The organism is Hafnia sp., from assembly GCF_036648275.1.
Classification (GTDB): Bacteria; Pseudomonadota; Gammaproteobacteria; order Enterobacterales; family Enterobacteriaceae; genus Hafnia; species Hafnia alvei.
In genome coordinates this window covers 15,097-27,721 of record NZ_JAVXIQ010000005.1, presented here as the reverse complement: position 1 = coordinate 27,721, position 12,625 = coordinate 15,097, and the positions used below count along the sequence as shown (strand labels likewise).

Annotated in this window: 10 protein-coding genes; 7 read left to right on the top strand and 3 right to left on the bottom strand. The window is 51.2% G+C overall.

The window, feature by feature from the left end:
- Positions 1-109: 109 nt before the first annotated feature.
- Positions 110-1,270: a YbfB/YjiJ family MFS transporter gene (locus RSC70_RS06505; RefSeq protein ID WP_332542072.1), complete on the bottom strand. Its 1,161-nt coding sequence runs from the start codon at positions 1,268-1,270 to the stop codon at positions 110-112.
- 129 nt (positions 1,271-1,399) lie between these two features.
- Between RSC70_RS06505 and ptrR the strand changes: the two genes are divergently transcribed.
- The 7 genes from ptrR to RSC70_RS06470 all read left to right on the top strand — a co-directional run bounded on the left by ptrR (position 1,400) and on the right by RSC70_RS06470 (position 8,165).
- Positions 1,400-2,368 carry a putrescine utilization regulator PtrR gene (ptrR, locus tag RSC70_RS06500; protein ID WP_282806795.1) on the top strand — a complete coding sequence of 323 codons (969 nt, stop codon included), beginning with the start codon at positions 1,400-1,402 and terminating at the stop codon, positions 2,366-2,368.
- Entirely contained in the window at positions 2,355-3,479 is a 1,125-nt protein-coding gene (locus RSC70_RS06495; protein WP_046449830.1) for an S-(hydroxymethyl)glutathione dehydrogenase/class III alcohol dehydrogenase, read from the top strand. The genes ptrR and RSC70_RS06495 overlap by 14 nt, the downstream gene beginning before the upstream one ends.
- Before the next feature lie 83 nt (positions 3,480-3,562).
- On the top strand, positions 3,563-4,405 hold the full coding sequence (gene fghA, locus RSC70_RS06490) for an S-formylglutathione hydrolase (protein ID WP_332542071.1): 843 nt from the start codon (positions 3,563-3,565) through the stop codon (positions 4,403-4,405).
- Between the two features lie 214 nt (positions 4,406-4,619).
- Positions 4,620-5,858, top strand: coding sequence for a molybdopterin molybdotransferase MoeA (gene moeA, locus RSC70_RS06485; protein ID WP_040045788.1), 1,239 nt, complete (start codon positions 4,620-4,622; stop codon positions 5,856-5,858).
- Positions 5,859-5,860: 2 nt separating this feature from the next.
- Entirely contained in the window at positions 5,861-6,628 is a 768-nt protein-coding gene (gene moeB / locus RSC70_RS06480) for a molybdopterin-synthase adenylyltransferase MoeB (RefSeq protein WP_130997843.1), read from the top strand.
- Positions 6,629-6,765: 137 nt separating this feature from the next.
- Complete coding sequence (locus RSC70_RS06475) at positions 6,766-7,152, top strand: VOC family protein (RefSeq protein WP_130997844.1); 387 nt, start codon at positions 6,766-6,768, stop codon at positions 7,150-7,152.
- Positions 7,153-7,343: 191 nt separating this feature from the next.
- The gene (locus RSC70_RS06470) at positions 7,344-8,165 is read left to right on the top strand and encodes a hypothetical protein (RefSeq protein WP_282806798.1); all 822 of its coding nucleotides are present in this window, start codon (positions 7,344-7,346) and stop codon (positions 8,163-8,165) included.
- A gap of 67 nt (positions 8,166-8,232) precedes the next feature.
- On the opposite strand, the gene mdoH is transcribed toward RSC70_RS06470, so the two are convergent.
- Positions 8,233-10,782 carry a glucans biosynthesis glucosyltransferase MdoH gene (gene mdoH / locus RSC70_RS06465; protein WP_332542070.1) on the bottom strand — a complete coding sequence of 850 codons (2,550 nt, stop codon included), beginning with the start codon at positions 10,780-10,782 and terminating at the stop codon, positions 8,233-8,235.
- Positions 10,775-12,271 carry a glucan biosynthesis protein G gene (locus RSC70_RS06460; RefSeq protein ID WP_038502720.1) on the bottom strand — a complete coding sequence of 499 codons (1,497 nt, stop codon included), beginning with the start codon at positions 12,269-12,271 and terminating at the stop codon, positions 10,775-10,777. The genes mdoH and RSC70_RS06460 overlap by 8 nt, the downstream gene beginning before the upstream one ends.
- Positions 12,272-12,625 lie beyond the last annotated feature (354 nt).

The following is a 12,625-nucleotide window of genomic DNA, read 5'->3' as shown; positions in this document are numbered from 1 at the left end:
CATCAGAATTTTGTCATCACTTTAGTGGAGTGCGAACGCTTTATCCAGTGATACTCTTTCAGCTATACATGAAAAACCGTCATTTGTTTAATGCATATATAATGTGCGGTTATCCATCAGCCCGCTCTGTTTGTGGGCTGCGCACGGGCTGCGTGCGAAATACTAAACCACCCGCAACGAGTAAACCTATTGCAGCAATATACAACGCGGGCTCTAAACGATGCGTTAGCGCCGTTGAAATAGCCGAAAGCATAGGGCCAACTAATTGGCCGACGGCGTAACCCGTGGTCAGCAACCCTGCCATATAACGAATGTGCGAAGGCGCTAACTCGCGGCCATATTGCAGCGAAAGTTGAACCACACATAAGAACCCACCGCCGGTAAGTAATGCGCCGAATACCAATCCACTGACCCCAGGGATCGTTTCCGTGAACACAATGCCTAATGCTTGGATCCACAATACGATCGCTAAGCGTTGCTGAGTCAGCAGCCAGCGGCGCGTCAAAATCCCCACACCAATCCCCACCACGGCGGCAAAACCAAATACTGGCCAAACAAACTGAGCAAATAGGCTATCGGGAAAACGTGCATGAGCCATTTGTGATAAAAACGTCGCAGGTAAGATATAGCCGAATCCGGCCAGACTGTAGCTCCACACCAATCGTTTGAGTGCGGGCGTTAATACTAAAGGCTGGGCAGGCACGTCAGGGCGATGAAGCTCTCCTGCTCTTGGTAAGAAGCGGGCGATAAAACCAATCAGCACCAGCGCTAGCACACCGTAAACCAGCCACGCCTGAGCCGCATCGAGATTAAGCGCGCTAATTCCGACCGATAGCATCCCACTGATAAAAATACCGGCCCCAGGACCGGCAAACACCGCGGCAGCAAGATTTGGTTTTCCGAAATGAGCCAAACGTTCATTCGTCCATGCGGCCACCAGCACCATTGCCCATCCGCTCGCCCAGCCAACCATAAAGCGGATTAAGCTATGCCACCAAAAACCGCTGACACAGGCTGAAAGCAGAGTTAAGAACACCGCTCCCCAAAGTCCAAGCTGCAACCGCCGTTCAACCTGTCTGCTCGCCCGCATCGCGTCAAAGGCACCAACCAAGTAGCCCAAATAGTTAAGCGCGGCCACAATCCCCGCGCCAGTCAGTGAAAACTGATGCTCTGCAATCATCAACGGAACCTGAGGCGTGAAAGCAAACCGCCCAATTCCCATTGCCACAACCAAGGCTAAAAAGCCGCTTAATGCGATACGCGCTGCCATTGCAGGATCTCCATCCCTATCACGCTGATGATAGATAATTGTTAAATAATTTGTTGTTATATTGCCTTGCCAAACAAGTCTCAAAAAGTGAATAATGATAATCAAGTTATTCACGCTAAGAGAATGAATATGGATCTTACCCAACTGCGCATGTTCTGTAGCGTAGCTGAAACTGGCTCGGTTGCTCGTGCAGCGGAACTACTTCATCGCGTTCCTTCCAACCTGACCACCCGTTTGCGTCAGCTAGAACAGGAGCTGGGCACCGATCTGTTCATTCGAGAAAAACAGCGCTTACGACTTTCACCAATGGGGCATAACTTCCTCAACTATGCCAAGCGAATTCTGGCGCTCAGCGATGAAGCAATGAGCATCACGCATGCCGGAGAGCCGGCGGGAAGCTTTGCGTTGGGTTCCATGGAAAGCACCGCTGCAACGCGTTTACCGGTGTTATTGGCGGCCTATCACCAAAGCTATCCTCAGGTGGCACTCTCGTTGGTGACAGGAACTTCGGGAGAGATTACCGAAAAAGTACGCGCGGGAACGCTTGCCGCAGGATTAGTCGACGGCCCGCTCAATCATGATGAGCTGAATGGCTGCATTGCTTTTCGTGAAGAGATGGTGGTGATTTCTAGCCTTGAGCACCCACCGATTACCCGTGCTAAAGACGCTGCCAATCAAACACTGTTTGCCTTTCGGCCTAGCTGCTCGTATCGCCTGCGTTTTGAATCGTGGTTTCAGCAAGATGGCGCCGTACCCGGTGCGATTATGGAAATTCAGTCCTATCACGCCATGCTTGCCTGCGCCGCCAGCGGTGCCGGTATTGCGATGATCCCACGTTCGGTTTTATCTCTTTTACCCGGTCATGAACGTGTGGCCGTACACGCATTGCCTGACGATATCGCCCAAACTGCAACATGGCTTATCTGGCGACGCGATGCGTTTAATCCCAATATTCGTGCGCTGAAAATGCAAATCATTGAGCAAGAGCGCGCACAAGAGCGCATAGAAGAACAGTCAGAAACTATCGAGATTCCCGCGTCAGAGCACGCCATCGTCTTACATCAAAAAGAACCAGGAGCACACCATGCAAATGATTAAAACTCGCGCCGCCGTCGCTTGGGGGCCAAATCAACCATTAACCATCGAAGAAGTTGATTTGATGCCGCCACAAAAAGGCGAGGTTTTGGTTCGCATTGTCGCCAGCGGCGTGTGCCACACCGACGCATATACCCTGTCAGGGAAAGATCCTGAAGGCGTATTCCCTGCGATCTTGGGCCATGAAGGCGCGGGCATCGTTGAGGCCGTGGGTGAAGGCGTGACTACCGTCGCCGTCGGCGATCATGTGATCCCGCTATATACGCCGGAATGTGGCAAATGTAAGTTCTGTCTATCAGGCAAAACCAATCTGTGCCAAGCCATTCGTGAAACTCAGGGCAAAGGCTTGATGCCAGACGGCACAACGCGTTTCTCTAAAGACGGCAAGCCCATTTTCCACTACATGGGGACATCTACGTTCTCTGAATACACCGTTGTGCCCGAAATTTCCTTGGCGAAAATCAGCAAGGAAGCCCCACTGGAAGAAGTTTGCCTGCTGGGCTGTGGCGTAACCACCGGTATGGGCGCCGTGGTCAACACCGCTAAAGTTAAGCCGGGCGACAGCGTGGCAATCTTTGGTCTGGGCGGTATCGGTCTGTCTGCCATCATTGGCGCTAAAATGGCGGGCGCGGGACGTATCATCGGTGTCGATATCAATACGGATAAATTCGAACTGGCTCGCAAGTTAGGCGCAACCGACGTCATTAATCCAAAAGATTACGATAAGCCAATTCAGCAAGTCATCGTCGAACTGACCGATGGCGGCGTCGATTTCTCCTTTGAATGTATCGGTAACGTAGACGTAATGCGCTCAGCGCTTGAATGCTGTCATAAAGGCTGGGGCGAGTCAGTTATTATCGGCGTGGCTGGCGCGGGCGAAGAGATCTCGACCCGTCCATTCCAGCTGGTGACCGGTCGCGTATGGCGCGGTTCCGCATTCGGTGGCGTTAAAGGCCGCACCCAGTTGCCGGGTATCGTACAACGCTACATGGACGGCGAGTTTGCACTCAACGATTTTATTACCCACACCATGAGCTTGGATGAAATTAACGAAGCCTTTGATCTTATGCATGAAGGTAAGTCGATTCGTACCGTTATTCATTTTGACCGCTAGTTAAAACGAATAACGAACACACCCAAAATAATGGGCGCAGAAGATTTAATCATCGCGCCTATTATCTCGGACAGGAGAACGTCGTGGATTCACTGGAACTGTTAGAAGAGCATCGTCTGTTCAATGGCTGGCAGCAGCGCTACCGCCACGCATCTGATGCACTCAACTGTCTGATGACATTTAGCATCTATTTGCCTCCCACAGCCGACGACGCACCGCCGCCGGTACTCTATTGGCTGTCAGGCTTAACTTGCAATGACGAAAACTTCTCCACCAAGGCTGGCGCGCAGCGCATTGCGTCTGAGCTAGGTTTAGCATTAGTGATCCCAGATACCAGCCCGCGCGGCGATGCAGTGCCCAACGATGCGGGCTACGATCTGGGACAAGGAGCCGGTTTTTATCTGAACGCCACGCAGGCTCCGTGGAATAGCCATTATCGAATGGATGACTACATCACGCAGGAACTGCCAGCGCTTATTCGCGAGCATTTCAACGTCAGTGAAAAACAGTCCATCAGCGGTCATTCGATGGGGGGACATGGTGCGCTAACGCTGGCATTACGTAATCCACATCAGTATTTGTCGGTGTCTGCCTTTGCGCCTATCGCTAACCCAACGCAGGTACCTTGGGGGCGAAAAGCCTTCGCGGCCTACCTGGGCGACGATCCGTCTCTTTGGCAGAGCTATGACAGCTGTTTTCTGATTGCGCAGCAAAAGCCTACGTTCCCGATCCTCATCGATCAGGGTGATGACGATCAGTTTTTAGCGGATCAATTACAACCCGCCAAACTTGCCGAGTTGGCTCGTCAGAACGAATGGTCGCTCCGCTTACGTATCCAGCCGGGTTATGATCACAGCTACTTTACTATCGCGACGTTTATTGAAGACCATCTTCGCTTCCACGCCGAACACCTTGGCTTAGCGTAATACCGGTTAGATGTCATTCACGCTGAATTTCATGGCCGCGCCTGCGGCCATTTTTAATGATGACTCTCGATACATCCCTCTAAACCTATCTACGCGGACAATAAGCGGATTACGCAAGCGTTCTCCCCTTCTCCGATTTCTGCCATAATAGCCGCATTATTTATCCCCTCCTGAGCTGAGATCGGCTGTCGGGAACCCTGTACGGAGCCAACCGATGGATTGTTACAACACCTCTGATTTGATTTCTATTGAGCAAGCGCTGGAAAAATTACTTTCGCAAACATCAGCCATTTCCGATGTTGAAGACGTTGCGCTGACCGATGCCGCTGGCCGTATCACTGCTCTTCCCGTTATTTCTCCGTTAAATGTTCCTCCGTTTGCTAACTCAGCCATGGACGGATACGCCGTTCGTTTGCAAGACATCACGCCAGACGCCGTACTTCCTGTTGCGGGCAAAGCATTTGCAGGCAGCCCGTTCAGCGGTGAATGGCCAGCAGGCAGCGTCATTCGTATTATGACCGGCGCGCCTGTACCGGCAGGAACCGATGCGGTTATCATGCAAGAGCAGGCTGAACTCAGCGAACAAGGCGTGCGTTTTACGGCGATGCCAGCACAAGGGCAAAATATCCGTTTGGCCGGTGAAGATATTCGCCAAGGCGCTGAAGTATTAGCCGCTGGCGTACGTTTAGGCACCGCCGAACTCCCTCTGCTGGCGTCTTTGGGCATTGCTCAAATCAAGGTCGTGCGTAAGCTGAAAGTCGCTCTGTTTTCAACCGGCGACGAATTACAGCCCGTGGGCACACCTTTGCAAGAAGGGCAGATTTACGACACGAACCGTTTTGCCGTGCGCTTAATGCTTGAGCAAATGCACTGCGAAATTATCGATCTCGGCATTATCCGCGACGATCCGCAGGCGCTGCGCGAGGCCTTCAAAGCGGGCGATCTGCATGCTGATCTATTGATTAGCAGCGGCGGCGTTTCCGTTGGCGAAGCCGATTTCACCAAACAAATTTTAGATGAAGTCGGAAAAATCAGTTTCTGGAAACTGGCCATGAAGCCGGGTAAACCGTTCGCTTTTGGTCAGCTTAATCGCGCATTGTTCTGCGGCCTGCCGGGCAACCCTGTTTCAGCCGTGGTGACGTTCTATCAGCTGGTGCAACCGTTGATTGCTCATCTTTCTGGTGATACCCACTGGCAGCCACCGGCACGTTTAAAAGCCAAGGCGATGACTTCCCTGAAAAAATCACCGGGTCGTTTAGATTTCCAGCGCGGCATCGTTAGTGCGAATGCTCAGGGCGAGCTGGAAGTGCGCACCACGGGTCATCAAGGCTCACACGTCTTCAGCTCATTTACCCTCGGCAATGCTTTTATTGTTTTAGAGCGCGAGCGCGGATCGGTCAAAGTCGGTGAGTTGGTTGATGTAGAATTGTTTAATCCGCTGCTGAGATTCTAAACATGAGCAAAGAGATACCCGAAGAGCTTAGCGATGCTGAGATGATGCGATACAACCGCCAGATCGTGCTGCGCGGTTTTGATTTCGACGGGCAGGAAAAGCTAAAAGCCTCGCATGCGCTGATTATCGGATTGGGCGGTTTAGGCTGCCCAGCCAGCCAATATCTGGCGGCGGCCGGTGTGGGAACCTTAACGCTTGTCGACTTTGATACGGTATCTCTTTCTAATTTACAGCGCCAAATCTTGCACCGCGATGCGCGAATCGGGATGGCAAAAGTCGAGTCAGCACGTTTGTCTCTTCACGACATTAACCCTCACACCCAGTTGAATACCGTTAATGCCGTGCTAGAGGATACCGAACTTTCCACGCTTATTGCACAGGCTGACGTGGTTCTCGACTGCACGGATAACGTCGATATTCGCGATCGTCTTAATCGCTTATGCTTCAACCTGCATACGCCTTTGGTGTCCGGTGCCGCTATCCGCATGGAAGGGCAAGTTAGCGTATTTACCTATCAAGAAGACGAGCCTTGCTATCGTTGTTTAAGCCGCTTATTTGGCGCTAACGCCCTCACCTGCGTGGAAGCGGGTGTTATGTCGCCGTTGGTCGGAATTATCGGTGCCATGCAAGCGATGGAAGCCATTAAGTTGTTGGCACATTTTGGTACGGTTCCCCGTGGGCGACTGATGATGTACGACGCCATGAGTTCACAGTGGCGTTCAATGACGTTGGCTAAAAACCCTTCTTGCGAAGTGTGCAGTCACCCATAATCGCTCTGGTCTGTGCTCCTATCTGTTGCGTAAATGTTGAATAACATCAGAGTAAAACGTTATGGTGGCTTAATAACGTTTTATTCTTCGATATCGTTTTCACTCATATTCACATCATTTTTTGGAGCCGCCTGCCCATGCTTAGACTCTCTACGCTGGATCATTTAGTCCTCACCGTTGCTAATATCGACAAATCCGTCCAGTTTTATCAGCAGGTTCTGGGGATGGGAGTTGAAACCTTTGGCAGCGAAGGCCGTACCGCGCTTACGTTTGGTGAGCAAAAAATCAATCTTCACGCGGCCAAATCGCCTTTTCGCCCTCATGCTAAGCATCCAACGCCAGGCAGCGCCGATCTCTGCTTTATCACGGTTCAGCCGCTGCAAGAGGTTGTTTTATGGGTGATTGGCTGCGGCGTCGAGATTATTGAAGGGCCGGTGACTCGCACCGGCGCCACCGGAAGAATTAGCTCTATTTATTTGCGTGACCCCGACGGCAATCTGATTGAAATCGCCAATCGTCTTTAAACAACTCAATAATGACCGCTCAGGGCTGTGAATTCCTACCGCATAGCCCATTCAGTCCTCCTTCTATTTCTAGCCTGGTGTATTATCAATTAAGGTACGTTTGCATCACTGATAGTCACGATCGAGTTGCGCCTATTGAGAACTAACTCTAGGCGCAATTTGGCTAAATCATACCGCAACAAGGAGCATGAATGCGGCCCCCAGAGACTTTACTCGCTGCTGCAACGCTACTCGCCGTTGTGTTATTGCCGTCCGGCGCGATAGCGGCTCCACCGATTATTGGTAATTCACACATTGTGCGTTCCAACAATATTATCTTGATGGAAGGCGATATCGTTGGCCCAGCTAAAAGCTATCATCAATATGTTATCGGCCCTGAAAGCCAAGATACGCTGCGCGATATCAGCATCGAGTTTGCCCGTAGTGGACAAATCGAGGCCGCAGGTCAAAGCTACGGCCCCAACCCCGTTTGGGAAAGTCGCTTAATGCTGGATGACATTGGTTGGATAAGCCGCAGCGTGGTGGCGGTTCAAACCGGCCATGAGCAAGATGTTTCACAGCTCATCAGCGCCTATAAAACGGATGAGCGTGGTCGAATAGTCAAAGTGACCGAAGTCGAAGCTGGCGACAACACGATTGGCATTACTAATCAGTACTATTTTTACACGCCTGACGATCAGGTGCGCTTTTACGTTGCCGTTGGTCGTAATCCGGGATTTGGTATGTATCTGTATCGTCCCGATGGGCGATTAGAGAAAGTCGTGAAAAACGATAATGACACCCTTTCAACCTTTACCGACAACGGCAAAGATCTCAGCTCTACCACCAAAACACCTCATGTTACCTATATCACCGAGTGTCAAAAATGGGATAACAGCGGGAACTGCATACTGTCTGAGAAGCAAGAAATCATCAGCTTTGACTACCAAGGCGAGCTAAAAAGCATCACGTCACGCTTTATGCTGCAACAAGACATCTTGTACTACCCACCTCACCGCGCAGCCCATCCTTAATCGCGAGATAAAAAAGGGTGTTTGCTTTTCGGCAAACACCCTTTTTACATTTAGCTCAGCTAAGCGATTAGACCGCTGGCTTCAGTGCCTGATAAGCCTGAGTCCACTGTGGGTAGCGTTCTGGCGTGCTCCACAGTAACTGATGCAGACGAGCCAACGTAACAGGATCGCTCAACAGCGCCAAACGTTCGTCTCGGCTAAGCTCCTCAGGCCCGGTGCTCAACGCTTTCTCTACGCGCTCTTCACGCGCTTTAGCAATAGCAGCATGCGCATGATGGCGAGAAGTTGCCATTGCGGTCGCCAGCGCATTGTACGCAGGATCAAACACCGCACGCAGAAAGCCATGATCGAGTTCACGCTTGTTGTTAAGCTCAACGTAGCGCTCGGTCGCCACCATCTCAACCGGAGGAGAATATTCCTCTGGGATCAAGAAGATCTTGGCACGTTTGCATTTCACACCCAGCGTGCGACGGCTCGTAATCACCGAAACCACCGGCGACAGGATCAACGACACCACAATCGGTGACAGCCACCAGAGGAAACGCAGATCCAGCACCGCAACGCCACCCGCCCAGATAAGGCCGAGTAAGCACTGCGAACCATGGCGACGGAAAGCTTCACTCCACGGCGTAGCATCATCGTCACGCTGCGGCGACTGCCAGGTGATTGACCAGCCAAGGAACGCGCTCACCACAAATACGGTATGGAAAATCATACGCACCGGTGCCAGCAGCACGGAGAACAACATCTCCAGCAGCATGGAAATCAGCAGGCGGAATGAACCACCGTACTCTTTAGCACCTTTGGCCCAAATCAGAACAACAGACAGCAGTTTTGGCAGGAACAACAGCACCAACGTGGTTGAGAACAGCGCAATCGCTAGTTCAGGACGCCACTGTGGCCAAACAGGGAATAGCTGCCGCGGCTGCAGGAAGTACTGCGGCTCCATCAGCGTATGCACCACCTGTAGCGCCGTTGAGAGCACCAAGAACATAAACCATAGCGGTGCCGACAGATAAGACATCACCCCCGTCAGGAACACCGCACGGTGAACCGGATGCATCCCTTTCACCAAAAATAGGCGGAAGTTCATCAGGTTACCTTGGCACCAGCGACGGTCACGTTTAAGCTCATCCAGCAGGTTCGGCGGCAATTCCTCGTAGGAACCCGGCAGGTCATAGGCAATCCATACCCCCCAGCCAGCACGACGCATCAATGCGGCTTCCACAAAGTCATGTGACAAAATGGAACCGGCAAAGGTGCCGCTGCCCGGCAAAGGTGCCAGCGCGCAGTGTTCGATAAACGGCTTCACACGAATAATGGCGTTGTGGCCCCAATAATGGGATTCACCTAACTGCCAGAAGTGCAAACCTGCGGTGAACAATGGTCCGTATACACGCGTTGCAAACTGCTGAATACGCGCATACATGGTGTCCATACCGGTCGCCTTCGGCGCAGATTGAATAATCCCCGCGCTTGGATTGGCTTCCATTAGACGAACCAAATTGGTTAAGCAATCGCCGCTCATCACGCTATCGGCGTCAAGAATAACCATGTAGCTGTATTCTCCGCCCCAGCGACGGCAGAAGTCATCGATATTGCCGGATTTGCGTTTGACACGACGACGACGACGACGATAGAAAATACGCCCTTCACCGCCGACTTCTTTGCAGATCTCCATCCATGCTTTTTGCTCTGCCACGCAAATATCAGGATCGTAGCTATCGCTCAGCACAAAGATATCAAAGTGTTCGATTTGCCCTGTCGCCGCCACCGATTCGTAGGTCGCACGCAGCCCTGCAAATACGCGGGATACGTCTTCGTTACAAATAGGCATGATCAGTGCGGTGCGATGTTTTGGATTAAGCGCCTCATCCCCGACCGTCGTGGCAGAAATGCTGTATTTATCGCGGCCTATCAAGAGCTGAAGGAAGCCCATCAGCGCTGTCCAGAAACCGGCCGACACCCAACAGAAGAGAATGGCAAACAGCACTAATATTCCAAACTGAAGAACATAGGGCAGCAGCTCCATCACCGACTGCATGATCGGCTTCTCCAGCATTGAAGCTGGATCGATCCACTCCCACCCTTGATACGGTAGAATGGTTTTCATGTACCACGTGGCAATGACCGTCTGCGTCAGCATCAGGATAAGCAAAACCCAGCGGCGCATTGAGCCCACTTTACGCCAGCGTTTATCTGCCTCGGCTTCTGCCGCGGTTTTAAACTGGTGTTTCGGCGGCTGCGTCCTGCCTAGCAGGCCATCCCACATGCGGCCAACCGGATTGGTGCGCCACTTTTCAGGAAACATCGACGTACGCTTAATGGTGGGCATTGCTTTGATCGCAGTTCGTCCTGCCGCATCTTTTGTCAGCAATGCTTTTTCTTCCAGCGTATCCGACCAGCCCATTTCAAGACGTGATTCAACTGAACAAAGAGGCGCATCGAGCGCCTCTAAATCCGACAGTTGAACATCGTCTGAGGCCAGCGACCTATGCACCGCATCCACAGAAACATCCTGTGATGCGGTCATTTGCTGCCTGAGCGCGGCTTCTTGCTCCGCGCTCATCGCCAATGCCTTTAGATAGGCATCGGCATTCTCAGTAGACTTATTCATTGGCAGGTAACTGATAGCTCCAGATTTCACTCAGCGGTTTATCTTCTTTGATCAGATAAGCGCGCATCTCAACCGGTTTTTTGTTGTCGATAACGTTAAAGCGCAGCGTCAGACGCCAGCCGCCGGTTACTGGGTTGTAACGTAAATCGTTCTGCACCAGTTTAGTGTTGTCATCCGTTGTCACCTGCGTCGTTACAGGTGCATCAGGCGTCAACGCTTTCAGCGCTGGACCAACAAAATCAACAATCAGCGCGGTTGTGCCGTCAGGTTCACGGATCAGGTTAGACTGTTTCACATCACCGGTTGAACGCATCGTCTGCTTAACCCACGCTAATGCAGGATCATGCAGTTTTGCTTCATCACGAGTGAAGTGTAGACGGTAATCTAGATTAATAGGTTTTCCGACCTCTGGCAGACTTGCCGGGATCCAGAATGCCACGATGTTATCGTTGGTTTCATCGGCCGTTGGAATTTCCACCAGCTGAACTTTACCTTTGCCCCAAACACCGCGTGGTTCAACCCAAGCGCCCGGACGCAGATCGTAACGATCGTCTAGGTCTTCGTATTGAGAGAAATCACGAGTACGCTGCAGCAGGCCAAAACCTTTCGGATTTTCAACGCTGAAGGTGCTTACGGACAGATGTTTAGGATTGTTCAGTGGACGCCAAATCCATTCGCCGTTGCCAGCATGAATCGACAGACCTTCAGAATCGTGCAGCTGTGGACGATAGTTCACGTTAGTGGATGGCTGGTTTGAACCAAACAAATACATGCTGGTTAACGGTGCCATACCCAGCACGCCCACTTTGTCGCGCAGATATACGCGTGACTGCACATCAACCACGGTGTCAGTACCCGGAGTCACAATCATGCGATATGCACCGGTTGCGCGTGGAGAATCCAGCAGCGCGTAAATCACCAAGTGTTTATCTTTCGCTTTTGGACGTTCAATCCAGAATTCGCGGAAGCGCGGGAATTCCTCGCCAGACGGCAGTGCGGTATCGATAGCCAAACCACGCGCAGAAAGACCGTAGACTTGGCCTTTACCCACAACGCGGAAGTAGCTTGCGCCCAGCATGCTCATGATTTCATCGTTTTTACCCGCCTGATTGATCGGATAAACCACTTTGAAACCCGCAAAGCCCAAGTCTTTCACGGCCTCTGGGTCGTGTTTCACTGAGCCAAAATTAAAGTAGTCCGGGTTATATTTGATCTGACGAACCGACGTTGCCGTCACTTCATTGATCTTAACCGGCGTATCAAAATACATACCCTGATGGTAGAACTCTAATTTGAATGGAGTTTTAAGGTTATTCCAGTAGGGTTTGTCATGATTGAATTGGATCTGCTGATAGTCAGCAAACTTCATCTCACGAAACTCTGAAGGCAGATTGCTTTTAGGTGCCTTGAAAGACTCCCCTGCCAGAGATTGTGCTTTTTTTGCAACATCATCTAGCGAAAACGCCCATGCCTGTGTTGTTGCGAGCATCAGAAATACTGATGCAGCCAGCCCTGTTAAAGCGCGAAACTTGGGCCGGGTGGTTAATAAATGTGTTAGCACATACCCCCCTGATGGTGCTCTACGAAACGAAGAACTCAGTAATAAATTGGTTTGTTGGAAGCATAGTAATTGATTACTCACCCCGTCGACAACAACCTAATAAGGGTTGCAACCCAATAGGATTGAATTTAATTATACTCAACGTCAATTAGAATTAAATTAGCATTTAAAATCAAAATGTTACATTAAGTGTTTTTTAGGAAGATCCCTAATAAATGCCTGATTGTGCAAGATAAAAAATTTCACTGAATAAATTTAAACCAGCCAGCCATAACGTGGTCC

What these genes read in the sequence shown, in the direction of transcription:
- mdoH (WP_332542070.1), bottom strand. Translation starts at nt 10,782, where the DNA reads ATGAATAAGTCTACTGAGAATGCCGATGCCTATCTAAAGGCATTGGCG.
- RSC70_RS06460 (WP_038502720.1), bottom strand. Translation starts at nt 12,271, where the DNA reads ATGCTCGCAACAACACAGGCATGGGCGTTTTCGCTAGATGATGTTGCA.
- RSC70_RS06475 (WP_130997844.1), top strand. Translation starts at nt 6,766, where the DNA reads ATGCTTAGACTCTCTACGCTGGATCATTTAGTCCTCACCGTTGCTAAT.
- moeA (WP_040045788.1), top strand. Translation starts at nt 4,620, where the DNA reads ATGGATTGTTACAACACCTCTGATTTGATTTCTATTGAGCAAGCGCTG.
- RSC70_RS06470 (WP_282806798.1), top strand. Translation starts at nt 7,344, where the DNA reads ATGCGGCCCCCAGAGACTTTACTCGCTGCTGCAACGCTACTCGCCGTT.
- moeB (WP_130997843.1), top strand. Translation starts at nt 5,861, where the DNA reads ATGAGCAAAGAGATACCCGAAGAGCTTAGCGATGCTGAGATGATGCGA.
- RSC70_RS06495 (WP_046449830.1), top strand. Translation starts at nt 2,355, where the DNA reads ATGCAAATGATTAAAACTCGCGCCGCCGTCGCTTGGGGGCCAAATCAA.
- ptrR (WP_282806795.1), top strand. Translation starts at nt 1,400, where the DNA reads ATGGATCTTACCCAACTGCGCATGTTCTGTAGCGTAGCTGAAACTGGC.
- RSC70_RS06505 (WP_332542072.1), bottom strand. Translation starts at nt 1,270, where the DNA reads ATGGCAGCGCGTATCGCATTAAGCGGCTTTTTAGCCTTGGTTGTGGCA.